Here is a 22,177-nt window from a genome sequence, read left to right on the forward strand (position 1 = left end):
GACAGGATTAAAAAACAAACGACGTTCCCGACCGCCGATCCCGTGCGTTTCGCGCGCACGCCGGCACCGCCGCAGCGCCTTCGCCTAAGGAAACCACGATGAAACTGCTTCGCTTCGCCGCAGCCGTATCCGCGGTCGTACTTGCCTCCTCCTCCGCCCTCGCCGCCGATCCCATCGTCATCGGCGTCAGCATCGCGCAATCCCCGCCCGGCTCGGTGGTGCAAGGCACCCAGGTCAAGGACGGCGTCGAGATCATCGCCAAGATGATCAACGACAAGGGCGGCGTGCTGGGCCGGCCTTTGAAGATCGTCTACGAAGACAACCAGGGCATCCCTGAAAAAGGCCGCGCCGCGGCCGAGAAACTCATCTCCCGCGACAAGGTCGTGGCCGTGACCGGCGGCCACCAGAGCTCGGTCTGCCTGGCGGAAATCGAAGTGGCCCACCGCTACAAGGTACCCTACGTCAATACCAACTGCTGGTCCGACGACGTGCGCGCCAAGGGCTACCCCGAGGTATTCAACCCGGCCAACTACAACACGCGCGTCTCCAGCGCCATGGCCGACACCATCGCCGCGCTCAAGGTCAAGAGCGTGGTCGCCTTCGCCGAGAACACCGACTACGGCATCGGCCAGGCCAAGCTGCTGGGCGAATTCCTCAAGAAGGCCGCGCCCCAGACGCAATACAAGTACGTGGCGCTGGACCGCGCCGGCAAGGACTTCACGCCCGCCGTGCTGCCCCTGCGCGCCAGCCCGCCGGAACTGGTGGTCAACATCATGCTGCCGCCGGCCGCCTACATCCTCATGAACCAGCTGTACGAACAGGGCGTGGCGCCCAGCGCCCACACCTGGTTCTACGACGGCGCCGGCATCGCCGACTACCCCGACTTCTGGAACAACGTGAAGGAAGCCGGCAAGTACATGCTGGCCTTCGGCCTGTACCACCCGCAGATGCCCATGCCGCAGCTCGGCCTGGACGTGGGCGCCGCCTACCAGAAGCAGGCCAAGACCGAACCCAACCGCCTGATCTTCCAGGCCGCGGACTCGGTGCTGCTGATCGCCCGCGCCATCGAAGCGGCCAAGTCCACCGACAGCGCCGCCATCATCAAGACCCTGCAAGGCATGCAGTTCGAAGGCGTGCGCGGCAAGTTCAGCTTTTCGCAGCAGCCCGGCTACAGCTTCCAGCAATGGGTCGACATCCCGTACGTCACCTATCAGCTGACCGAGGTCGGACAGCCGCTGAGCAAGACCACGCTGATCCAGGCTTCGGGCCAACCGCTGCAGATCGACAAGGCCGTCAAACCGGAAAAATGACCGCCCCCCGTGGAGGCGTTTTACGCCTCCACTCCTGAACCGCTATGCGCGCCGGAAAATTCCCCGGCGCCGGGGAGCATCGAGTGCTGGCACTGGACCTGTTCGTCAACGGCCTGATCATCGGCCTGTACTACGCGCTGATGGCGGTCGGCCTGACCATGATCTTCGGTATCCTGAAGGTCGTGAACTTCGCCCACGGCGAGTTCTACATGATCGGCGCCTATACCTATACCCTGGTGTCGCTGGCGCTGGGCGTGCCGCCCTTGCTGGCGCTGCCGGTGGCCGCGGCCGCCGGCGCGCTGCTGGGCTGGGCCACCGAACGCTGGCTGATGCGCCCGCTCTACGCCGGCTACGGCTCCTGGGGCCTGATGAAGGACGAGTACGCGGTGGTGGTCACCTTCGGCCTGTCGCTGCTGCTGATCAATCTGGTGGACAAAGTCGTGGGCCCCTACCCCATGCGCGGGCCGGCGCTGTCGGACGTGACGCGCATGGCCGTCGGCCCCTTCATGATGAGCGGCCAGAAGCTGATCACGGCCGGGCTTTCCATCGTGCTGCTGGTCGGGCTGGCGCTGTTCATCAAGCGCTCGCTGTGGGGCCGGCAGGTCCAGGCGGTGGCGCAGAACCGGCTGGGCGCCTCCATCGCCGGCATCGACACCGCGCGCGCCAGCAGCATCATCTTCATGGCCTCGGGCGTGCTCGCCGCGCTGGCCGGGGCGCTGCTGGCGCCGGTCATCAATCCGGCGCCGGACGTGGGCGCGTTCCCCGCCATCAAGTCCTACGTCATCGTGGTGATCGGCGGCATGGGCTCGATTCCCGGCAGCATCCTGGCGGCGCTGGCGCTGGGCGTGCTGGAGAGCTTCGGCGCGGTCTATCTGTCCTACGACTACCGCGACACCTTCGGGCTGGCGCTGCTGATCCTGATCCTGCTGTTCCGGCCGCGCGGCCTGTTCGGCGAACGCGCGCGGGAGGTCTGAACATGGAACCGCTGGCTCATCCCAATCTGCTGCGCAACAAGCTCAGCCAGGAAATGCGCCTGTCGCTGGTGTTCCTGGCGGTGCTGGCGCTGCTGCCGCTGGGCGTGTCCTCGCCGTACTGGCTGGGCGTGCTCATCGTCAGCATGTATTTCGCCATGCTGGCCACGGGCTGGAACCTGCTGGCCGGCTACACCGGCCAGTTCTCGCTGGCGCCGGCGGCCTTCGCCATGCTGGGCGGCTATACCACCGGCCTGCTGGCCTACCACTGGCAGGCGCCGCTGTGGCTGGGGCTGCCGCTGTCGGCGGTGGTGCCGGGGCTGGTCGGGCTGGTGCTGGGCCGCATCGTGCTGCGGCTGTCGGGCCCCTACCTGGCGCTGACCACGCTGTCGTTCGCCGAGATCGCGCGCCTGGTGATCTACAACTCCATCGACTTCACCCGCGGCGACCAGGGGCTGAACGTGCCGGCGCTGATCCAAAGCCGGCTCGGCAACTATTACCTGTTCCTGGGCGTGCTGGCGGCGGTCACGCTGCTGGTGTTCCTGCTGCTGCGGGCGCGTCCGGGCCGTTTCCTGCAGGCGATCCGCGACGACGAGATCGGCGCGGCCAGCCGGGGCATAGACGTGGTGCGCTACAAGACCCTGGCCTTTCTGGTGAGCTGCGCGATCTGCGGCTTCGCCGGCGGCCTGTACGGCACGTTCGCGCAGCTGGTCAGCCCGGAGCTGGGCATCGTGGCGCAAACCGGCATCGTCATCGCCATGGTGGTGATAGGCGGCATGGGCACGCTGGTCGGCCCGCTGCTGGGCGCGGTGCTGGTGTACGTCGCCTCCGAACTGCTGCGCGACGCCGGCAATATCCAGATGATCGTGTTCGCGCTGCTGGTCATCGTGTTCGCGCGCTTCTTCCGCGAAGGACTGTGGGGCCTGGCGCGCCGGGCCGCGCTGCGCCGTTGCGCCAACGCCAAGGGGGCCTGATGCCGCTGTTGCAGATATCCGGAATACGCAAGCGCTTCGGCGGCCTGCTCGCCGTCAACGGCGCGGGCATGGACGTGGCCGACGGCGAACTGCTGGGGCTGATCGGCCCCAACGGCTCGGGCAAGACCACCTTGCTGAACGTGCTGTCGGGCCACCTGGAGGCCGACGCCGGCGAGGTCCGGCTGGACGGGCGCAGCGTGCTGGGCCTGGGGCCGACCCGCCTGACCCGGCTGGGCGTGCTGCGCATGTTCCAGATGACGCGGGTCTTCAACCGCGTGAGCGCCTACGACAACCTGGTGGTATGCGGGCTGGCGCTGGGCCTGGACGAGGCCGGCGCCAGCCGGCGCGCGCTGGAACTGCTGGAGGAGCTGAAGCTCGGCCACGTCATGCACCTGGACGCCGGGCAGCTGTCGGGCGGCCAGAAAAAGCTGCTGGAGTTCGGCGCGTGCTTCATGGTGCCGCCGCGCGTGGCGCTGCTGGACGAGCCCTTCGCCGCGGTGCATCCCGTCATGAAGGAAACCATGTCGGCGTTCATCCGCCGCCGCAACCAGGACGGCCAGACCTTCATCCTGGTCAGCCACGATATGCCGGTGGTGGTGGACCTGTGCCCGCGCTCGGTCTGCATGAACGCCGGCCGCGTGCTGGCCGACGGCCCGACCCAGCAGGTGCTGCGCGAGCCGGCCGTGATCGAGGCCTACCTCGGCGAAGCACAACACGAGGAGCGCGATCATGGCTGACACGCTGCTGGCGATGGAGAACGTGACCGCCGGCTACCTCGGCGACATCGACGTGCTGCGCGGCGTTTCTCTGACCGTGCAGGCCGGCCGCATCAGCGGCCTAATCGGGCTGAACGGCGCCGGCAAGTCCACGCTCATGAAGGCCATCTGCGGCTTTCTGCCGCCCAAGTCCGGCCGCGTCACGCGCGCCGGCCGCGATATTTCCGGGCAGGCGCCGCACCGCATGATCGACGACGGGCTCTGGTACATCCCGCAGGAATCCAGCCTGTTTCCCTACCTCACGGTGGAGGAGAACCTGCGCCTGCCGCTGGAAGGCCGGCGCAAGCGCTACGGCGACGTGCTGGAGGCGCGCTACGCCGACACGCTGGAGCGCTTTCCGGTGCTGAAGGAAAAGCTCAAGGACCAGGCCGGCAACCTGTCGGGCGGGCAGCAGAAATCGCTGGAATTTGCCAAGGCCTACATGGTGCAGCCGCAGGTCTGCCTGATCGACGAGCCCAGCATCGGCCTGGCCCCGCGCGTGGCCGCCGAGGTGTTCCAGTGGATCCGCGCCTTCGCCGACGCGGGCATGGGGATTCTGCTGGTGGACCACAACGTGCGCCGCGTGGTGGCCATGTCCAATCACATCTACGTGCTGAGCCTGGGCGAGATCACCGCCTCCGGCTCGCCCGAGGATTTCGCCGGCGACCTGCACGAGCAGGTGCGCGAATGGCTGGGGATCAATTTCTGATGGATACACGGACCTTGACGGCGCAGCCCCTCACGGCCGAGGTCTTCGCGCCCTATGGCGAAGTCGTCAGCAGCGCGGGGCGCGGCGGCCGCAGCATCAATGCCGGCACCTCGCTGCGGGTGGAGATGGACGAGCCCGACATCCTGGGCGACGGCGGCCGGCCGTCGCTGTCGGTGTTCCGCGCGCGCGCCATCGCCCTGCCCTTCGCCGCGCGCGAACTGGAACGCCACCGCCTGGGCAGCCAGACCTTCCTGCCCCTGGCCGCCGCGCCCTATGTGGTGCTGGTGGCGCTGGGCGCGGACGCGCCCGACCCGGCCACCTTGCGCGCCTTCCTGGCCGCGCCCGGCGCCGGCGTCACCCTGCGCCGCGGCGTCTGGCATCACCCGTTGATGGCGCTGGCGGATGGGGATTTCGCGGTGCTGGAGCGCGCGGGCGCGCAGGTGGATTGCGAGGTGGCGCCGCTGCCGGGGGGGGATTGGGTGGTGCTTGCTTGAGGGGGTGTGGGGATGAATGGCGGCTTGCGCCGCCTGATGGGTTTCGCGCGTTCGGCGTTCATGTTCTTGGTCAGGGTCTCTCGCGCTGCACCCATCCTACGGCCGTGAAATCGCATCGTAGGATGGGTGCAGCGCGAGAATCCACGGGCAAGAACCCAATCATCGAACGCGCGAAACCCATCACCCTAAACCCGCCGCCACACACTGGCCAGCCACGGCTGCTGATTCCGCGGCAAACCCTGCGGCCGATAGTAATGTTCGAGTTCCTCGAATCCGGCCTCTTTCATCAACCCCCGCCAGCCGTCCAGGTCGTGGTAGGCGCCGTAGCGCCCGCGGTTCCAGCCTTCCTGGTTGCCGCCGCGCGGATTGGAGCTGAACAGCGCCCCGCGCGGCTTGAGCGCGGCGCGCAGTTCGCGCAGCACCCGGGGCAGTTCCTGGCCGGGCACGTGGAACAGCGCCGCATTGGCGTAGATGCCGTCGAAGCGGCCGGCGGGCAAGGACAGCTTGAGAAAGTCCTGCAGCCAGACTTCGCAGCCGCTGGCCTGGCGCGCCATCTCGACGAAGCGCGGCGTGCCGTCCAGGCCCACCGCGCGGTGGCCCAGCGTCGTGAACGTCTTGAGGTCGCGGCCGGGACCGCAGCCGAAGTCCAGGATGTCGCACGGCGGCGCGCCCTCGATGTGGCGCAGCAGCGCGGCGATGTTCTGGCTGACATCGTGGTCGCGCGTGCCGGCCTCGAACGATTCGGCGTTCTCCTGGTAGTGCGCCAGGGTCAGCGCACTGATCTTGGCCAGGTCCTCGGCGTCGAGCCTCATGGGGCCGTCAGGCCGCCAGGCGGCCTTCGATCCGGGCCTTGGCGGCCGGCAGATCGGCGGGCAGGCCCTGCTCCAGCTGCTTGAACAGCTGGTCGTGCAGCGCCAGCTCGTCGCGCCAGGCGGCGGCGTCCACCGACATCACCTGCTCGAACTTGTCCGGGCTGAATTCCAGGCCGGTCCAGTCGATGTCCTGGTAGCTGGGCGAAATGCCGAACACCTGCTCCACGCCCTTGGACTGGCCGTCGATGCGGCCCAGCATCCAGCGCAGCACGCGCATGTTGTCGCCGAAGCCCGGCCACACGAACTTGCCGTCGGGCCCCTTGCGGAACCAGTTGACGCAATAGATGCGCGGCAGCGTGGCGCCGGCGGCTTCGAGCTGCTTGCCCAGCTTCAGCCAGTGGTTGAAGTAGTCGCTCATGTTGTAGCCGCAGAACGGCAGCATGGCGAAGGGATCGCGGCGCACCACGCCCTGCTGGCCGGCGGCCGCGGCGGTGGTTTCCGACCCCATGGTGGCGGCCATGTAGACGCCTTCGACCCAGTTGCGGGCCTCGGTGACCAGCGGCACGGTGGTGGAGCGGCGTCCGCCGAAGATGAAGGCGTCGATGACCACGCCCTTGGGGTTTTCCCATTCGGGGTCGATGGACGGGCATTGCGCCGCCGGCGCGGTGAAGCGCGCGTTCGGGTGCGCGGCCTTGCGGCCGGTTTCGCGCGCGATGGCCGGCGTCCAGTCCTGGCCCTGCCAGTCGGTCAGGTGCTCGGGCGGGGTGTCGGTCATGCCTTCCCACCAGACGTCGCCGTCGTCGGTCAGCGCCACGTTGGTGAAGATGACGTTGGCCTTGAGCGTGGCCATGGCGTTGAAGTTGGTCTGCTCGCTGGTGCCCGGGGCCACGCCGAAATAGCCGGCTTCCGGGTTGATGGCGTGCAGGCGGCCGTCGGGGCCGGGCTTGATCCAGGCGATGTCGTCGCCGATGGTGGTGACCTTCCAGCCGTCCATGCCCTGGGGCGGGATCAGCATGGCGAAGTTGGTCTTGCCGCAGGCCGACGGAAAGGCCGCGGCCACGTGGTACTTGCGGCCCTTGGGCGAGGTCACGCCCAGGATCAGCATGTGCTCGGCCAGCCAGCCCTGGTCGCGGCCCATGGTCGAGGCGATGCGCAGCGCGAAGCATTTCTTGCCCAGCAGCGCGTTGCCGCCGTAGCCCGAGCCGTAGCTCCAGATCTCGCGGGTCTGCGGGAAGTGGACGATGTACTTGGTGGGGTTGCACGGCCAGGCCACGTCGGCCTCGCCGGGCGCCAGCGGCTTGCCGACCGAGTGCACGCAGGGCACGAACTCGCCGTCGGTGCCCAGCACCTCGTAGACCTGCTTGCCCATGCGCGTCATGATGCGCATGTTCACCGCCACGTAGGGGCTGTCGGAGAGCTCCACGCCGATGTGGGCGATGTCGGAACCCAGCGGGCCCATCGAGAACGGCACCACGTACAGCGTGCGCCCGCGCATGGCGCCTTCGAACAGGCCGTTGAGCGTGGCGCGCATCTCGGCCGGATCGGCCCAGTTGTTGGTCGGGCCGGCGTCCTCGGGACGGTCGGAACAGATGAACGTGCGGTCCTCGACCCGCGCCACGTCGGACGGATCGGACCAGGCCAGATAGGAATTGGGCCGCTTGGCGGGGTTCAGCCTGCGCAGGGTTCCCGATTGCACCATCTGCTCACAGAGCCGGTCGTACTCCTCCTGGGAGCCGTCGCACCAGACGACGCGTTCGGGCTTGGCATGCGCGACGAAGCTCGCCACCCAGTCGATCAGGCCACGGTGCTTGACGTAGGCAGGTACGTTCAAGGCCGCCAATCCCCCATCCAAAGGCTTATCCATCGGGGTTATCTCCATACTAGTCAGCGAATGATGATACGGCCCCAGTTTGAGTGGGGCCGTATCAATTTGGGCCATCATACTTGCAGCCACAGGCTGCCCGTCAACCCATCCTCTTGGACGAAGTGTCACGGGTTGAGACGGCTACCCGTAGCGTCCGTCGCGCAGCTCCCGGCGGATGATCTTGCCCGTTGCAGTGGTCGGCAAACTGGTTACAAAGCGGATGGCACGCGGGTATTCGTGCGCCGCCAGCCGGGTGCGCACGTGGGCCTGGAGGGACTTCACCAGCGCCTCGTCGCCCTGCACGCCGTCGTTCAGGACCACATAGGCCATCACGATCTCGGTGCGCTCGGCGTCGGGCACGCCCACCACCGCCGCCATGCGCACGGCCGGATGGCCCAGCAGGCAGTCTTCGATCGGACCCGGGCCGATGCGGTAGCCGGCGCTGGTGATGACGTCGTCGTTGCGGCCGACGAAGCGGATGAAACCCTGCGCGTCGCGCACGCCCTGGTCGCCGGTGAGCAGGTAGTCGCCGGCGAATTTCTCGGCCGTGGCCTGCGGGTTGTTCCAGTAGCCCAGGAACATGACCGGGTCCGGCCGCAATACGCCGATATTGCCTTCCTGTCCATCGGCCACTTCGACGCCCCGGTCGTCCACGATGGCGACCCGGTGCCCCGGCGCGGCGCGGCCGATCGAGCCGATCACCGGATCGAACAGCGACGAGCACGAGGACACCAGCATGTTGCACTCGGTCTGCCCGTAGAACTCGTTGATGGTGACGCCCAGCACGCGCCGGCCCCAGTCGATCAGCTCGGCGCCCAGCGACTCGCCGCCGCTGGCCACCGAGCGCAGCGCCAGCGAGCCGGCCGCGGGCGGCTGGGCCACGGCGCGCATCATCTTCAGCGCCGTGGGCGGCAGGAACGTATGCGTCACGCCGTGGCGCGCCATCAGCTCGAAGGCGGCGGCGCCGTCGAACTTCTCGAAGCGGCGCGCCAGCACCGGCACGCCGTGGTGCCAGGACGGCAGCAGCACGTCCAGCAGCCCGCCGATCCAGGCCCAGTCGGCCGGCGTCCACATCAGCGCGGCGTTTTCGGGAAAGAATTCGTGCGACATCTCCACGCCGGGCAGATGGCCCAGCAGCACGCGCTGCGCATGCAGCGCGCCCTTGGGCTTGCCGGTGGTTCCCGACGTGTAGATGATGACGGCCGGATCGTCGGCCGAGGTGGCCGCCGGCGCGTAGTCGTCGGACTCGGCGGCCAGCGCGGCATGGAACGGCACGGCGTCGTCGACCGCCTCGTCGTCGATGCAATAGACGACCTTCAGCTCCGGCAGGCCGGCGCGGATTTCGCGCAGCTTGCGGCAGCCGGCCGCGTCGGTCACCAGCGCGGCCGCGCCGCTGTCGGCCAGCCGGTACTGGATGGCGTCCACGCCGAACAGCGTGAACAGCGGCACCGCCACCGCGCCCATCTTGTAGATCGCGATGTGGGCCACGGCGGTCTCGGGCGCCTGCGGCAGGTAGACGGCCACCCGGTCGCCGCGCCGCACGCCGTGGCGCGCCATGCTGTTGGCCAGGCGGTTGGACAGCGCCTTGATCTGGTCGAAGGTATAGCGCGACTGCGCGCCGTCGCTTTTCTCGTAGATCAGGGCCAGGCGGCCGCTGCCGTCGGCCCATTTGTCGCAGGCGTCCACGCCGATGTTGTAGGCCGCCGGCACCTGCCATTGGAACTGGGACGCGAGCTGCGCGTAGGAATCGGCTCTGGACAGCATGGTTTGTCTCTCGTGGTTTGAATTCTCGTTGGCGCGCGGCATCCGGGCCATGCGCCGGCACCGATATAGTAAGCCGCGCGCGCCGCGATGGCCGCTGCCGCGCGTGCCATAATTGCACGCGCACTCCAGGAAGTCTCATGCCGCAAACCACCTCCCCCGCCTTTCCTCCGCTGAACGCCGAGCGCCTCTGGGCCCGCGCCGAAACCCTGTCCCGCTACACCCTGCCCGACCAGCCCTGGACCCGCCGCGCGTTCTCGCCGCAGTTCGACCAGGCCCGCGCCTGGCTGCGCGGCGAATTCGAAGCCGCCGGCCTGGCCACCCGCCTGGACGCCGGCGGCAACCTGATCGGCACGCTGCCCGGGCGCGATCCCGCGCGCAAACCCATCGCCACCGGTTCGCACTGCGACACCGTGATGAGCGGCGGCCGCTACGACGGCATCATCGGCGTGCTGGCCGGCATCGAAGTGGCCCACACGCTGCGCGAACACGGCGTACAGCTAGAGCACCCCTTCGAGGTCATCGATTTCCTGTCCGAAGAGCCCAGCGACTACGGCATCTCCTGTGTCGGCAGCCGCGCGCTGTCGGGCCAGCTGAGCGCCGACATGCTGGCCTCGCGCAACCCCGAGGGCGAGACGCTGGCCGAAGGCATCGCCCGCATCGGCGGCGACCCGGCGGCGCTGGGCGCGCCGCTGCGCCGCGCCGGCGAAACCGCGGCCTTCGTCGAACTGCACATCGAACAGGGCCCGGTGCTGGAAAGCCGCGGCCTGCCCATCGGCGTGGTCACCAACATCGTCGGCATCCGCCGCGTGCAGATCACGGTGCAGGGCCAGCCCGACCACGCCGGCACCACGCCCATGGACATCCGCCGCGACGCGCTGGTGGGCGCGGCCCGCATCATCGACGCCGCGAACCGCCAGGCCAGCGCCGCCAGCGGCAATCCGCATTACGTGGTGGCCACGGTCGGGCGCCTGTCGATGACGCCCAACGCGGCCAACGCGGTGCCCGGCCTGGTCGAACTGACGCTGGAAGTGCGCAGCGACAGCGACGCGGTGCTGGACGCCTTTCCCGAAACCCTGATGGCCGGCGTGGCGCAGGACCTGAAGGCGCTGCGCCTGTCGGCCGGCTGGACCCAGCTCAGCCGCGCGCGGCCCACCGACTGCGCGTCGCTGGTGATGGACGCGGTCGAGGCCGCCGCCGGCCAGCTGGGCTACGCCAGCATGCGCCTGCCCAGCGGCGCCGGCCACGACGCGGTCTACATGGCGCCCACCGGCCCCATCGGCATGATTTTCATCCCCTGCCTGAACGGGCGCAGCCACTGCCCCGAGGAATCGATCGAACCCGCGCAGCTGCTGGACGGCACCCGCGTGCTGTACCAGTCCGTGCTGCAACTGGACCGCGTGCTGCGCGGCGCCTGAGACCATGGAACAGATAGAACTCAACGACAGCACCGCCGACCGCTACCTGCTCGACGCCCCCGGCCTGTCGCTACTGGTCTTTCACAGCCGCACCTGCGGCAACTGCCGGGTCGCGCGCGAGCAGCTGCCGCGGCTGGAACTGCCGGTGGAGCGCCTGTGCTGGGTGGACGCCGGCGAGAACGGCGGCCTGGTCGAGCGCTACGAAGTCTTCCACCTGCCCGCCATGTTCGTGACCCGCGACGGCGCGTTCTTCGGCCCGGTGCAGGCCAGCCTGGCGGAATGGGACCTGCGCCAGCAGATCGGCCTGGCCCTGGACAGCTATCCGGCGGAACTGCCATGAGCGCGCTGCCGGCTCCCCGGCCGCTGCGCCAGCCGCTGGACGCGCTGGCCACCGGCGCCATGCTGCTGCTGTGCGTCTGCTGGGGCTTCCAGCAGATCGCGATCAAGCTGGTGGCCGACGACGTCGCGCCCATCATGCAGATCGGCCTGCGCTCGGCCTTCGCGGCGCTGGTGCTGGCCGCGGTGGTGTGGCGGCGCGAGGGCGCGCAGGCCGTGCGCGACGGCACCGCCCTGCCCGGGCTGGTGGTGGGCCTGCTGTTCGCCGGCGAATTCCTGTTCGTGGCGCAGGGCCTGGTCTACACCACCGCCTCGCACATGTCCGTGTTCCTGTACACCGCGCCCATCTTCGCCGCGCTCGGGCTGCACTGGCTGCTGCCCGAAGAGCGCATGAAGCCGCTGCAGTGGCTGGGCGTGGCGATCGCGTTCTGCGGCATCGCCATCGCGTTCCTGGGCAAGGGCCGCCCCGAAGGCCAGGCCGGCGCGCCCGACATGCTGCTGGGCGACGCGATGGGCCTGCTCGCCGGCCTGCTGTGGGGCGCCACCACCGTGGCGATCCGCAAGACCTCGCTGTCCGAGGCCGCGCCCGCCAAGACCCTGCTCTACCAGATGGCGGTGGCGGCGGTGGCGCTGCTGGCCTACGCCGCGGCCACCGGCAACGACGGCTTCCGCTACACGCCGCAAGCGCTCGCCAGCGTGGCCTTCCAGTGCGTGGTGGTGGCCCTGTCCAGCTACCTGGCCTGGTTCTGGCTGCTGCGCCGCTACCTGGCCTCGCGCCTGTCGGTGCTGTCTTTCATGACCCCGCTGTTCGGCGTGAGCTTTGGCGTGCTGATCCTGGACGAGCCGCTGGACGCCGCCTTCGTGCTGGGCGCGGCGCTGGTGCTGTCCGGCATCACGCTGGTCAGCGGCGCGGAACTGCTGCGCGAGAAGCTGCGCCGCGTGCGCTGATCAGGCCCGGCGCCGGCGCGGCGCCGCGTCCAGGTTCAGCACGATCAGCGCCGCCCCCGCCAGCACCAGGGCGAAGCCCCACCAGTCCATGGCGGCGGGCCGGTCGCCCACCAGCGCCATCGCGCCCAGCACGCCCACCACCGGCACCATCAGCGTGGTCAGCGTGGCCACCGTGGCGCTGACCCGCTCGCTCAGCACGAACCAGAGCCAATAGGCCACCGCCGTGCCCAGCACGATGTGAAACGCCAGCGCGCCCGCGACGCGTCCGTTCCAGCCGTGCAGCGGAAAGCGTTCGCCGGACAGCAGCACGCCCGCCAGCGCGCAGCCCGCGCCCACCACCAGCTGCCAGGCCGTGACCACGATGCGGTGGCCGGCCACCGGCCGCGCCTTCAGATAGACGGTGCCGGCGGCCCAGCCGAACGCCGCCACCAGCGGATACGCCAGGCCCAGGGCCGCCGCCGCGTCATGCCCGCCGAAGACCGCGCGCAGCACCGGCCATGCCAGGATGGCCACGCCGGCCGCGCCCAGCGCGAGCGCCAGCGCGCGGCGCCGGTCCAGCCGTTCGCCCAGCACCGCCCACGCCAGCAGCGCCGACATCATGGGCATGGTGAAGGTCAGCACCGCCGCGCGCGAGGTGCTGGTGCTGAGCTGCGCCCAGGCCACCGCCAGGTTGAACACCGCGATGGCCAGCAGGCCGCCCACCACGATGCCCGCCCACGAAGCGCGCGGCGGCAGCAGATCGAGCCGCTTGACCCGCGCCAGCAGCAACAGCAGCAAGGCGCCGCTGCCCAGCCCCAGCAGGCGCAGGGTGAAGGGCGGGACGACGCCCAGCACGATTTTCACGGCCGGCCAGTTCAGCCCCCAGAACAGGGCCAGCGCGACGGGGATCAGGCGCACGCGGCGCGGGCCTCGGCGATCATGGCGGCCAGCCCGCGGCGCTGGCGGCCTTCGGCGTCGAAGTTGTCCGCGCCCAGCCACTGTTCGTAGGCCGCGCGCAGCGCAGGCCATTCGCCGTCCACGATGGAGAACCAGGCCGTGTCGCGGCTGCGGCCCTTGTAGACCGTGGCCTGGCGGAACACCCCTTCGAACTGGAAGCCCAGGCGCGCAGCGGCGGCGCGCGACGGCGCGTTGAGGCTGTCGCACTTCCATTCGTAGCGGCGATAGCCCAGTTCGTCGAAGACGCGGCGCATCAGCAGGAACTGCGCCTCGGTGGCGATGCGGGTGCGCTTGAGCTGGCGCGAGAAAGACACGAAGCCGACCTCGATGACGCCGTTGGGCGGATCGATGCGCATCAGCGCCAGCGTGCCGACGGCGCGGCCCGATTGCAGGTCGATGATGGCGTGGTGCATGGGATCGGGGCCGTCCTGGACCTTTTCGGCGAACGCTCGGTAGGCGGCCTCGTCGGCGAAGGGGCCCACCGACATGTAGGTCCAGTCGCTGTCGTCGGGCGCCCGGCTGAAGGCCTGGTACAGATCCGCCGCGTGGCGCTCGGCCGACAGCGGTTCGAGCCGGCAGTAGCGGCCGGAGAGCGGCGTGGCGGGCGGGCGCGGGCGCGCCGTCCAGCCGGGCATTTCCGGGCCGATGGGTTGCTGAAAAGCGTTGACGCGGGCGGGCATTCGGACCTCTTCCTGGTTGGCGCGCCGCCGGTATGGCCGGACGCGATCTGCATGGCCTCACGATATCGGAACCGTGGCATGATAAAAAGCACCACGCCTAAGGACTTTAATAGGGCCATGATGACCTCCTCCGCCCTGCTCGCCAGCCCGCTGGCGCGCGGCCCCGGCGCCCTGCCGCGCCAGCGCCAACTGATCCAGCGCCTCAAGCAGGCCATCCTGGCCGGCCAGCTGCCGGCCGGCGGCAAGCTGCCCTCGTCGCGCGCCCTGGCCGAAGAGCTGGAGATCTCGCGCAACACCGTGCTGATCGCCTACGAGCAGCTGACGGCCGAAGGCTTCGTGATCGCCGACCGGCAGGGCACGCGGGTCGCGCCCTTGTCGGCCGCCGCCGGCGCGGCCGGCCATGCCGCCGCGCCGCCCTCCCCGGTTCCGGCCACGGCCCGGCGCCTGGCGCGCATCGTGTCCACGCGCTACGCGCACGACGGTTCGCTGCCGCTGACGCCCGGCACCCCGGCGCTGACGCAGTTCCCGGCCAGCGCCTGGCGCCGCGCGCAGGACCGCGCGCTGCAGGCCGCGCCGGCCGCCGCGCTGGGCTATGGCGATCCGCTGGGCGAACCGGCGCTGCGCGAAGCCATCGCCCAATACCTGCGGGTCTCGCGCGGCGTGCGCTGCGACGCCTCGCGCATCGTCATCACCGAAGGCGCGCAAGGCGCACTGGCGCTGTGCGTGCAGCTGCTGACCAACCCCGGCGACACCGCCTGGCTGGAAGAGCCCGGCTACCGCGGCGCCAAGGCCGCCTTCCACGGCGGCGACCTGGAGATGCTGCCGCTGCGCGTGGACGACGACGGCATCGTGATCCCCGACAGCGCCTGGCGCGACCATCCGCCGCGGCTGATCCAGACCACGCCGTCGCACCAGTACCCCACCGGCGCGGTGCTGTCGCTGACCCGCCGGCTGGATCTGATCGAGCGCGCGCGGCAGGCCGGCGCGTGGATCATCGAAGACGATTACGACAGCGAGTTCCGCCACCAGGGCGAACCCATCGCGGCCATGCAGGGCCTGGTGGCCGACGCGCCCGTGCTGTATGTGGGCACCTTCAGCAAGACCATGTTCCCCGCCCTGCGGCTGGGCTATCTGGTGCTGCCGCGGGCGCTGGCGGCGCAAGCCATGCCGTCCGTCGTCGAGATGCTGCGCGGCGGCCACCGGCTCGAACAGCTGACCATGGCGGCCTTCATCGAAAACGGCCAGTTCTCGCGCCATCTGGGGCGCATGCGCCGGCTGTACCGGGAACGGCAGGCGGCGCTGCGCGACGCGCTGGCCGCCCATTTCGGGATCGAGCACGAAGTGCTGGGCGGACACAGCGGCCTGCACCTGACGGTGCGGCTGCCGCCGGCGTACCCGGACCAGGAAATCGTGCGGCAGGCGCGCGCGCTGGGGATGAACCCGAGCGCGCTGTCCTCGTTCGCGGTGTCGCCCCGGCCGCAGGACAACGGCCTGGTGATCGGCTACGGCAACACGGGCGCGGAGCGCTTTCCGGCGCTGCTGCAGCGGCTGCGCGACATCGCGCTGGAATGCGGCGGGCGGCGCCGGCCGCTCAGTTGATCAGCCCGCCCAGCACCAGCACGGCCAGGAACAGCCAGAAAACGAAGCCCAGGATGGAGCGGCGCAGCAGCGACTTGACCGCCGCCCACAGCAGCATGAGCCCCAGCACCAGCAGGACCAGGTTGAACACGGACGGGCTCATGCCCATCGCGCCGGCCAGGCCCGAATAGAAATCGCCCAGCGCGCCGCCGATGCCGCCCAGCAGCCACTTCAGCCCCGCCACGATGCTGCGCAGGGCTTCGCCGAGCATCCCGCCCAGCGAAGCGAAGAATCCGTCGCCGGCCCCCATCAGCGCCGCGCGTCCGTCAGCATGCGCACGGCCAGTCCGGCCAGCACGGTGCCCATCAGCCAGCGCTGCGCCGCCATCCAGAGCGGACGGCCGGCCAGGAAGCCGGCGATGGAGCCGGCCATGATCGCGATGAGGGCGTTGACCGAAAGGCTGATGGCGACCTGGGTCATGCCCAGCGCCAGCGACTGCGCGAACACGCTGCCGCGCTCGGGCTGGATGAACTGCGGCAGCAGCGATACGTACATGATGGCGATCTTGGGATTGAGCAGATTGGTCAGCAGCCCCATCATGAACAGCGTGCGCGGGCTGCTCCTGGGCAGTTCGCGCACCTGGAACGGCGAGCGTCCGCCGGGGCGCAGCGCCTGCCACGCCATGTACAGCAGGTACAGCGCGCCGCCGATGCGCAGCGCGTCGTAGGCGTAAGGCACGGCCATCAGCAGCGCCGTGATGCCGAAGGCGGCGCAGCATACATAGAAGACGAAGCCGACCGCCACGCCGCCCAGCGAGATCAGGCCGGCCTGGGCGCCCTGCGAGATCGAGCGCGACACCAGGTAGATCATGTTCGGCCCGGGGGTGAGCACCATGCCCAGGGCCACCAGGGCGAAAGTCAGGAAATGGGCGAGATCTGGCATGATGGAGCGGCAAGTGGGGAGCGTAGACAGACACCTTAGCGCAAAACGGTGGCGCAACAGAAACTTTCCCGCGGGGCGTTTACGCGCCAGTGGCGCCGGCGATACAGTTGAGCGGTCGGTTTTCCCTGGAGCGTCCGGAATGTCCCCACAACACCGCGCCGGCGCGATCCGCGTCGGCATAGGCGGCTGGACCTACCCCGCCTGGCGCGGCGTCTTCTACCCCGAAGACCTGCCCCACGCGCAGGAACTGGAATACGCCAGCCGCCAGCTCACCGCCATCGAAGTCAACGGCACCTACTACAGCAGCCAGAAACCCGCCACCTTCGCCAAGTGGCGCGACGCCACCCCGGACGGTTTCGTGTTCACGCTGAAGGCCTCGCGCTACGCGACCAACCGCCGGCAGCTGGCGGGCGCCAAGGATTCGGTCGAGCGCTTCGTGCACAGCGGCATCGCCGAGCTCGGCCCCAAGCTGGGCCCCATCGTCTGGCAGTTCGCGCCGACCAAGACCTTCGACGCCGAAGACTTCGGCGCTTTCCTGGAACTGCTGCCGGAGCGGGTGGACGGGCTGGCGCTGCGCCACGTGCTGGACGTGCGCCACCCCAGCTTCCTGTGCGAGGACTACCTGAGGCTGGCGCGCCGCCACCGCGCCGCCACCGTGTACACGGACAGCGAGGACTACCCCTCAATGGCCGATTGCACGGCCGATTTCGTGTATGCGCGGCTGATGCGCGCCAGCGCCGGCTTCAAGGCCGGCTACGCGCCCAAGGCGCTGGACGCCTGGGCCGCGCGGTTGCAGGCCTGGGCCGGCGGCGCGCAGCCCGCCGACCTGCCGCGGGCCGGCGAGCCGGCCGGGGCCGCGGCGCAGCCGCGCGACGTCTACGCCTTTTTCATCAACGGCGCCAAGGAACGCGCGCCGGCGGCGGCGCGCGCCCTGATCGAGCGCTTGTAGGCTTATTGCGCGACCGGCGTGCGCAGGGTCACGAATTCCTCGGCGGCCGTGGGATGGATGCCGATGGTTTCGTCGAACACCTGCTTGGTCGCGCCGGCCTTCAGCGCCACCGCGATGCCCTGGATGATCTCGCCGGCGTCCGGGCCCACCATGTGCACGCCCAGCACGCGGTCGGTGTCGGCGTCGACGATCAGCTTCATCAGCGTCTTTTCCTGCGACTCGGTCAGGGTCAGCTTCATGGGACGGAAGCGGCTTTCGAACAGCTTGATCCGGTGGCCGGCGGCGCGCGCCTCTTCGGTCGTCATGCCCACCGTGCCGATGTTGGGCAGGCTGAACACCGCGGTCGGGATCAGCTGGTAATCCACCTTGCGGTATTCCTCCGGACGGAACAGGCGCCGCGCCACCGCCATGCCCTCGGCCAGCGCCACCGGCGTCAGCGGCACGCGGCCGATCACGTCGCCGATGGCCAGTATGGAAGGCTCGGCGGTACGGTACTCGTCATCCACCTGGATGAAGCCGTCGTCCTTGAGCCTGACGGCGGTGTTCTCCAGCCCCAGGTTGTCCAGCATGGGGCGCCGGCCGGTGGCGTAGAACACGCAATCGGTCTCGATCACCGAGCCGTCCTTGAGCGTGGCGGCCAGCGTGCCGTCGGCCCGCTTGTCGATGCGCGCGACCTCGGCGTTGAAACGCAGGTCCACGCCTTTTTTCTCCAGTTCGTCGCGCAGGTGCTCGCGCACGCCCTGGTCGAAGCCGCGCAGGAACAGCGGGCCGCGATAGGCCTGCACGGTCTGCGCGCCCATGCCGTTGAAGATCGAGGCGAATTCCACCGCGATGTAGCCGCCGCCCACCACCAGCACGCGGCGCGGCAGCGCCTCGAGGAAAAAGGCCTCGTTCGAGGTGATGGCATGTTCCTTGCCCGGAATGTCCGGCACCTGGGGCCAGCCGCCCGTGGCCACCAGGATGTGGGCGGCGCTGTAGGTCTTGCCGTTGACTTCGACCGTGTGCGGGTCCTGGATGCGGGCATGCCCTTCCAGCAGCGTCACGCCGCTGTTGACCAGCAGGTTGCGGTAGATGCCATTGAGACGCTCGATTTCACGATTCTTGTTGGCGATCAGGGTGCGCCAGTCGAACGCGGGTTCGCCGGCGTTCCAGCCGAAGCCCCGGGCCTGTTCGAAGTCTTCGCTGAAATGGGCGCCGTAGACCAGCAGCTTCTTGGGCACGCATCCCACGTTCACGCAGGTGCCGCCCAGGTAGCGGCTTTCCGCCACCGCCACGCGCGCCCCGAAACCGGCCGCGAAACGCGCCGCGCGCACGCCGCCCGACCCCGCGCCGATCACAAACAAGTCGAAATCAAATGCCATGATGTTTCCTTCGCGCCGCCGCAGGACCGCGCGTTCTGTGTCTGGGAAAACCGTATTTAACACCACGCGGCGGGCCGATGCGTCCTGCGTCCCTATTGTGCGGCGGCCATCATGAACTCCACGGCGGCGCGCAGCGCGGCCTCGTCGGCCGACGAGCCGCCGCGCGGCGGCATGGCGCCCTTGCCCTTCATGACCGTCGCCACCAGCGCGTCGGCGCCCTGGGCGATGAGCGGCGACCAGGCCTGCTTGTCGCCCAGCCTGGGCGCGTTGGCCACGCCGCTGGCGTGGCACACGAAACAGGCGGATTTGTAGACTTTTTCGCCGGCCGCATGGACGGTGGCCGAGGTTTCCGCCTGCGCCCATGAAGCCGGCAGGCCGGCCAGTGCGGCCGCCAGCAGAATGCGTCGTAATGTGGACATGGCAAAGCTCCGTCGGAAGATCTCTGGGGGTGAAGGCCGGACGCGGGCGCCCGGCCCCGGACGTTCAGCGCGGGATCGGGCCCGGAGCCTTGATCTGCTTCATCAGGTCGTCGTTCCACTTGCCCTCGACCTTGATGTGGCCGGCCGCCCCCAGCTCGAAGGCTTCGATCAGGTTGTGGTTCAGGTAGGCGTACACGCCCGGCTGCTTGAAGGTGTAGAGCGCCGCGCCCGCCGAGCCGCCGCGGATGAACCAGGTCTCCAGGTCACGCTGCGGCGGATTGGCGAACTTGCCGGTTTCCCAGACCCAGTCGCCGTGGCCGCCGATCAGGTGCGGACGCGTGTCGCGGTTGGCCTGCGAATGGATCAGCATCACGGTTTCGCCGACCTTGGCCTGCAGCGCGTTGGCCCCGGTCAGCGCGCCCACCTTGCCGTTGAACACGATGTGCGACGGCGTAAGCGTGCGCATCACCTCGACCGTGTCGGCGTAGCTTTCCACCAGCGTGGCGTAGTCCTTGTACTTGCCGTTTTCGTCCTTGGGGATGTAGAGGTCGAATTCGCCTATCGTGTAGACGCGGTCGTAGCGCAGCGGCTTGCCTTCCGGGTCTTTCAGGCCGTCGCGCGGCAGCACCATCAGCACGCCGCTCATGCCGGCCACCACGTGCCACGGCACCATGCCTTCGGGCGCGCAGTGGTACACGAAGGTGCCGGTCCGGTCGGCCTTGAAGCGCAGCGTGGCCTGCTGGCCCGGATCGACGTTGGTCAGCTTGGCGCCGCCCAGCGCGCCGGTGGCGGCGTGGAAGTCCACGTTGTGGCGCATGGCGTTGGTGGCGGGGTTGACCAGCGTCAGCTCGACGTAGTCGCCCTCGTGCACCACCAGCGTCGGGCCAGGCATGGACCCGTTGAACGTCATGGCCTGAAGCGTGGTGCCCTTGTCGTCGATGACCATCTTCTTTTCCTCGATGCTCATTTCGAATTCGATCACTTTCGGGCCCGACGTCGCGACCTGCTCGTGCGGGTGGACCATCGGCGGGGCGACCAGCGTGACCTTGGCGCGCGGCAGCTTGTCGGCATCCTGCGCGAACACGGCCGTCGCGGCCAGCGTGAAAGCCAGCGCCGCAGCCAGCAAGGGGGGCCGTAGTGCGTTCATATCCAGCTCCTTATCCAGTTCTTCAATCGCCGGGAAAGCCGGCACCCCTATTGAAGAACCGACGCAGGCGCCGTTCTTTGCTGTAGCGCAAACTCGAAGGCGGGCGCGCGCGCCGGGCGCATTGTCAGCGCGGAACCGCGGTGTCAACATGAAGCCATGGAGATTCGTCCGTCTCCCCCCGTTTTCTAGGACCGCCATGCCTTCCCCGCTTTGTCACGCGCTGCTGCGCAACCTGGAGATCTTCAAGCCTCTTTCCGATGCGCAATTGAAGTCCGCGTTGCGCGGCGCCCAGCCTTGCCGGCTGGTCGCCGGCGCCGCCGCCTACCGCCAGGGCGGCATCGCCTCGCACTTCTTCGTGCTGCTCAGCGGCCGGCTGAAAGTGGCGCAGATCACCGCCGACGGCGAACAGGTGGTGGTGCGCTACGTCAACCCGGGCGACATGTTCGGACTGGCCCGCGCCATGCGCCAATCGCGCTATCCCGCCACCGTGCAGGCCGTGCTGGAAAGCGTGTGCCTGGCCTGGCCGGACGAGTTGTGGGAGCGTTTCGTGGGCAACCATCCGCAGCTCGGCGCGATGGCGCTGCAGACCGTGGGCCAGCGCCTGCAGGACGCGCACCTGCGCATCCAGGAACTGTCCACCGACGAGGTCGAGCAGCGCGTGGCGCGCACGCTGTTGCGCCTGGTGGAAAGCGCCGGCCAGCCTACCGCCGGCGGCATCGGCATCAGTTTTCCGATCACGCGCCAGGACATCGCGGAAATGACGGGCACCACGCTGCACACCGTCAGCCGCCTGCTGAGCGACTGGCGCCAGCGCGGCATCGTCGACGGCAGCCGCAAGCGCATCGTGCTGCGCTCGCCGGCCGCGCTGGCGCGCGTCTGCAGCGATGCCCAGGCCGCGCCCGATTGTTCGGGCTGTACTTCCTGCCTGGACGGCCCGCCGCCGGCCGAGCCGCCGCCCGCGCAGCGCCGTAGGATGGGTACAGCGCGAGCGTTCTTAAGCAAGGACCCCTATCTCGAACGCGCGTAACCCATCAGGCGGCCCCAGCCGCCGGGTTTCGCAGCAAAACTCCAACATCAGCCCGCGACGGCAGCCTCGTCCAGCACCAGTCGCAGGCCCAGGTTGGCCGGCGGCAGGCCGACCGAGCAGGCCCCGCTCTTGGGATCGCGGATGAAGTCCGGCAGGTAAGCCACGTGGCGCCCGGCCGCGACCCGGATGCCGCAGTTGCGGCCGCCGTCGGCCTCGCCGGCCGGCGCGTCCAGGACCCGCACCGCATGGCAGTCGCTGGTCCAGTCCCACACGCTGCCGGCCATGTCCATCAGGCCGCTTGCGTTCACGCCGTAGGCGCCGAACGCGCGCACCTCGGCGTCCTCGCGCTGGCGGTTGCTCTGCGCGTCGTATTCGGCCAGCCAGCGCTGGGCGGGATCGTCGCCGGCGTCGGGCAGCGCGGCCTGCTCGCGAAAGGCTTCGCCGGCCGCGTAGACCCATTCCGGATAGGTGGGCAGGCGCCAGCGCCGCCCGGTGCGCGCCGACAGCCAGGCCGCATACGCCGACGCATCGGTCCAGCTGACGCCCACCGCCGGCATGTCAGGCGCGCCCGCGCCTCGATGCGCGCCGTCCAGCGGCTTGCAGCCGCCCGCCTTCACGCAGGCCGCGTATTCGGCCTGGCTGACCTGGTGTTTCATGATGGACAGCCCGCGCGGAAAGCGCGCCGTCAGCGGCGCCGGGGTCACCGGATAGCCGCCGCGCAGCGTCGTGTCGGAAGGCCGGTACGACACTTCGCCGGCCGGCAGCCGCAGCACCTGCGGCAAAGAC

Annotated in this window: 23 protein-coding genes; 12 read left to right on the plus strand and 11 right to left on the minus strand. The window is 69.5% G+C overall.

All coding sequences use genetic code 11. The features are described from left to right. Positions 1-98 precede the first annotated feature (98 nt). The 6 genes from AC1M14_RS16300 (at position 99) to AC1M14_RS16325 (ending at position 5,213) form a co-directional block, all read left to right on the plus strand. A complete protein-coding gene (locus AC1M14_RS16300; RefSeq protein WP_479730033.1) occupies positions 99-1,310 on the plus strand; it encodes an ABC transporter substrate-binding protein in 1,212 nt (403 codons plus the stop codon). An 83-nt stretch (positions 1,311-1,393) separates the two neighbouring features. Continuing rightward, positions 1,394-2,284: a branched-chain amino acid ABC transporter permease gene (locus tag AC1M14_RS16305; protein ID WP_479730034.1), complete on the plus strand. Its 891-nt coding sequence runs from the start codon at positions 1,394-1,396 to the stop codon at positions 2,282-2,284. A gap of 2 nt (positions 2,285-2,286) precedes the next feature. Next, entirely contained in the window at positions 2,287-3,255 is a 969-nt protein-coding gene (locus AC1M14_RS16310; protein WP_479730035.1) for a branched-chain amino acid ABC transporter permease, read from the plus strand. Then, complete coding sequence (locus AC1M14_RS16315) at positions 3,255-3,992, plus strand: ATP-binding cassette domain-containing protein (RefSeq protein WP_209164859.1); 738 nt, start codon at positions 3,255-3,257, stop codon at positions 3,990-3,992. The genes AC1M14_RS16310 and AC1M14_RS16315 overlap by 1 nt, the downstream gene beginning before the upstream one ends. Then, positions 3,985-4,719 carry an ABC transporter ATP-binding protein gene (locus tag AC1M14_RS16320; RefSeq protein ID WP_102771533.1) on the plus strand — a complete coding sequence of 245 codons (735 nt, stop codon included), beginning with the start codon at positions 3,985-3,987 and terminating at the stop codon, positions 4,717-4,719. Before AC1M14_RS16315 ends, AC1M14_RS16320 begins: the two co-directional genes overlap by 8 nt. Next, positions 4,719-5,213 (plus strand): ureidoglycolate lyase, encoded by a 495-nt coding sequence (locus tag AC1M14_RS16325; protein ID WP_479730036.1) that lies wholly within the window; start codon positions 4,719-4,721, stop codon positions 5,211-5,213. Before AC1M14_RS16320 ends, AC1M14_RS16325 begins: the two co-directional genes overlap by 1 nt. 185 nt (positions 5,214-5,398) lie before the next feature. Here the strand turns inward: AC1M14_RS16325 and AC1M14_RS16330 are convergent, their stop codons facing one another. The 3 genes from AC1M14_RS16330 to AC1M14_RS16340 all read right to left on the minus strand — a co-directional run bounded on the left by AC1M14_RS16330 (position 5,399) and on the right by AC1M14_RS16340 (position 9,653). After that, the gene (locus AC1M14_RS16330; RefSeq protein WP_479730037.1) at positions 5,399-6,025 is read right to left on the minus strand and encodes a class I SAM-dependent methyltransferase; all 627 of its coding nucleotides are present in this window, start codon (positions 6,023-6,025) and stop codon (positions 5,399-5,401) included. 7 nt (positions 6,026-6,032) lie between these two features. Continuing rightward, positions 6,033-7,889 carry a phosphoenolpyruvate carboxykinase (GTP) gene (locus AC1M14_RS16335; RefSeq protein ID WP_102771536.1) on the minus strand — a complete coding sequence of 619 codons (1,857 nt, stop codon included), beginning with the start codon at positions 7,887-7,889 and terminating at the stop codon, positions 6,033-6,035. Between the two features lie 141 nt (positions 7,890-8,030). Then, entirely contained in the window at positions 8,031-9,653 is a 1,623-nt protein-coding gene (locus AC1M14_RS16340; protein ID WP_479730038.1) for an acyl-CoA synthetase, read from the minus strand. A gap of 137 nt (positions 9,654-9,790) precedes the next feature. On the opposite strand from AC1M14_RS16340, the gene AC1M14_RS16345 reads away from it, so the two are divergent. From AC1M14_RS16345 to AC1M14_RS16355, 3 genes are read left to right on the plus strand one after another with little or no spacing between them, the layout of a single operon-like run. Next, positions 9,791-11,068, plus strand: coding sequence for an allantoate amidohydrolase (locus AC1M14_RS16345; RefSeq protein WP_479730039.1), 1,278 nt, complete (start codon positions 9,791-9,793; stop codon positions 11,066-11,068). A 4-nt stretch (positions 11,069-11,072) separates the two neighbouring features. Then, positions 11,073-11,408 (plus strand): thioredoxin family protein, encoded by a 336-nt coding sequence (locus AC1M14_RS16350; protein WP_102771539.1) that lies wholly within the window; start codon positions 11,073-11,075, stop codon positions 11,406-11,408. Further along, positions 11,405-12,352, plus strand: coding sequence for a DMT family transporter (locus AC1M14_RS16355; protein WP_479730040.1), 948 nt, complete (start codon positions 11,405-11,407; stop codon positions 12,350-12,352). Before AC1M14_RS16350 ends, AC1M14_RS16355 begins: the two co-directional genes overlap by 4 nt. On the opposite strand, the gene AC1M14_RS16360 is transcribed toward AC1M14_RS16355, so the two are convergent. Both AC1M14_RS16360 and AC1M14_RS16365 read right to left on the minus strand, forming a co-directional pair. Further along, the gene (locus tag AC1M14_RS16360) at positions 12,353-13,249 is read right to left on the minus strand and encodes a DMT family transporter (protein WP_479730041.1); all 897 of its coding nucleotides are present in this window, start codon (positions 13,247-13,249) and stop codon (positions 12,353-12,355) included. Continuing rightward, entirely contained in the window at positions 13,240-13,968 is a 729-nt protein-coding gene (locus tag AC1M14_RS16365) for a GNAT family N-acetyltransferase (RefSeq protein WP_209164853.1), read from the minus strand. The genes AC1M14_RS16360 and AC1M14_RS16365 overlap by 10 nt, the downstream gene beginning before the upstream one ends. Before the next feature lie 78 nt (positions 13,969-14,046). Here AC1M14_RS16365 and pdxR point away from each other — a divergent pair, with 78 nt between their 5' ends. Beyond that, positions 14,047-15,567 (plus strand): MocR-like pyridoxine biosynthesis transcription factor PdxR, encoded by a 1,521-nt coding sequence (pdxR, locus tag AC1M14_RS16370; RefSeq protein ID WP_479730042.1) that lies wholly within the window; start codon positions 14,047-14,049, stop codon positions 15,565-15,567. Here the strand turns inward: pdxR and AC1M14_RS16375 are convergent. Further along, positions 15,560-15,856, minus strand: coding sequence for a hypothetical protein (locus AC1M14_RS16375; RefSeq protein ID WP_102771543.1), 297 nt, complete (start codon positions 15,854-15,856; stop codon positions 15,560-15,562). The two genes, pdxR and AC1M14_RS16375, sit on opposite strands and share 8 nt — an antisense overlap. Further along, positions 15,856-16,488 (minus strand): LysE family translocator, encoded by a 633-nt coding sequence (locus AC1M14_RS16380; protein WP_102771544.1) that lies wholly within the window; start codon positions 16,486-16,488, stop codon positions 15,856-15,858. The genes AC1M14_RS16375 and AC1M14_RS16380 overlap by 1 nt, the downstream gene beginning before the upstream one ends. A gap of 139 nt (positions 16,489-16,627) precedes the next feature. Between AC1M14_RS16380 and AC1M14_RS16385 the strand changes: the two genes are divergently transcribed. Then, positions 16,628-17,437 (plus strand): DUF72 domain-containing protein, encoded by an 810-nt coding sequence (locus tag AC1M14_RS16385; RefSeq protein WP_479730043.1) that lies wholly within the window; start codon positions 16,628-16,630, stop codon positions 17,435-17,437. Between the two features lie 2 nt (positions 17,438-17,439). Here AC1M14_RS16385 and gorA read toward each other — a convergent pair whose 3' ends face one another. From gorA to nirK, 3 genes are all read right to left on the minus strand, one after another. Next, on the minus strand, positions 17,440-18,798 hold the full coding sequence (gene gorA / locus AC1M14_RS16390) for a glutathione-disulfide reductase (RefSeq protein WP_479730044.1): 1,359 nt from the start codon (positions 18,796-18,798) through the stop codon (positions 17,440-17,442). Between the two features lie 92 nt (positions 18,799-18,890). Continuing rightward, positions 18,891-19,217: a c-type cytochrome gene (locus tag AC1M14_RS16395; RefSeq protein ID WP_111825440.1), complete on the minus strand. Its 327-nt coding sequence runs from the start codon at positions 19,215-19,217 to the stop codon at positions 18,891-18,893. A gap of 64 nt (positions 19,218-19,281) precedes the next feature. Further along, on the minus strand, positions 19,282-20,364 hold the full coding sequence (gene nirK / locus AC1M14_RS16400) for a copper-containing nitrite reductase (RefSeq protein ID WP_479730045.1): 1,083 nt from the start codon (positions 20,362-20,364) through the stop codon (positions 19,282-19,284). Between the two features lie 196 nt (positions 20,365-20,560). Here nirK and AC1M14_RS16405 point away from each other — a divergent pair, with 196 nt between their 5' ends. Next, complete coding sequence (locus AC1M14_RS16405) at positions 20,561-21,391, plus strand: Crp/Fnr family transcriptional regulator (RefSeq protein ID WP_479730046.1); 831 nt, start codon at positions 20,561-20,563, stop codon at positions 21,389-21,391. 47 nt (positions 21,392-21,438) lie between these two features. Here the strand turns inward: AC1M14_RS16405 and AC1M14_RS16410 are convergent, their stop codons facing one another. Next, positions 21,439-22,164, minus strand: coding sequence for a formylglycine-generating enzyme family protein (locus AC1M14_RS16410; protein ID WP_479731813.1), 726 nt, complete (start codon positions 22,162-22,164; stop codon positions 21,439-21,441). Positions 22,165-22,177 lie beyond the last annotated feature (13 nt).

The organism is Achromobacter sp. SX5, from assembly GCF_056711425.1.

Coding starts and splice junctions, on each gene's coding strand:
- AC1M14_RS16340 (WP_479730038.1), bottom strand. CDS start 9,653: ATGCTGTCCAGAGCCGATTCCTACGCGCAGCTCGCGTCCCAGTTCCAA.
- AC1M14_RS16405 (WP_479730046.1), top strand. CDS start 20,561: ATGCCTTCCCCGCTTTGTCACGCGCTGCTGCGCAACCTGGAGATCTTC.
- AC1M14_RS16380 (WP_102771544.1), bottom strand. CDS start 16,488: ATGCCAGATCTCGCCCATTTCCTGACTTTCGCCCTGGTGGCCCTGGGC.
- AC1M14_RS16325 (WP_479730036.1), top strand. CDS start 4,719: ATGGATACACGGACCTTGACGGCGCAGCCCCTCACGGCCGAGGTCTTC.
- AC1M14_RS16345 (WP_479730039.1), top strand. CDS start 9,791: ATGCCGCAAACCACCTCCCCCGCCTTTCCTCCGCTGAACGCCGAGCGC.
- AC1M14_RS16310 (WP_479730035.1), top strand. CDS start 2,287: ATGGAACCGCTGGCTCATCCCAATCTGCTGCGCAACAAGCTCAGCCAG.
- nirK (WP_479730045.1), bottom strand. CDS start 20,364: ATGAACGCACTACGGCCCCCCTTGCTGGCTGCGGCGCTGGCTTTCACG.
- AC1M14_RS16355 (WP_479730040.1), top strand. CDS start 11,405: ATGAGCGCGCTGCCGGCTCCCCGGCCGCTGCGCCAGCCGCTGGACGCG.
- AC1M14_RS16320 (WP_102771533.1), top strand. CDS start 3,985: ATGGCTGACACGCTGCTGGCGATGGAGAACGTGACCGCCGGCTACCTC.
- AC1M14_RS16375 (WP_102771543.1), bottom strand. CDS start 15,856: ATGGGGGCCGGCGACGGATTCTTCGCTTCGCTGGGCGGGATGCTCGGC.
- gorA (WP_479730044.1), bottom strand. CDS start 18,798: ATGGCATTTGATTTCGACTTGTTTGTGATCGGCGCGGGGTCGGGCGGC.
- AC1M14_RS16335 (WP_102771536.1), bottom strand. CDS start 7,889: ATGGATAAGCCTTTGGATGGGGGATTGGCGGCCTTGAACGTACCTGCC.
- pdxR (WP_479730042.1), top strand. CDS start 14,047: ATGATAAAAAGCACCACGCCTAAGGACTTTAATAGGGCCATGATGACC.
- AC1M14_RS16315 (WP_209164859.1), top strand. CDS start 3,255: ATGCCGCTGTTGCAGATATCCGGAATACGCAAGCGCTTCGGCGGCCTG.
- AC1M14_RS16350 (WP_102771539.1), top strand. CDS start 11,073: ATGGAACAGATAGAACTCAACGACAGCACCGCCGACCGCTACCTGCTC.
- AC1M14_RS16385 (WP_479730043.1), top strand. CDS start 16,628: ATGTCCCCACAACACCGCGCCGGCGCGATCCGCGTCGGCATAGGCGGC.
- AC1M14_RS16395 (WP_111825440.1), bottom strand. CDS start 19,217: ATGTCCACATTACGACGCATTCTGCTGGCGGCCGCACTGGCCGGCCTG.
- AC1M14_RS16365 (WP_209164853.1), bottom strand. CDS start 13,968: ATGCCCGCCCGCGTCAACGCTTTTCAGCAACCCATCGGCCCGGAAATG.
- AC1M14_RS16330 (WP_479730037.1), bottom strand. CDS start 6,025: ATGAGGCTCGACGCCGAGGACCTGGCCAAGATCAGTGCGCTGACCCTG.
- AC1M14_RS16300 (WP_479730033.1), top strand. CDS start 99: ATGAAACTGCTTCGCTTCGCCGCAGCCGTATCCGCGGTCGTACTTGCC.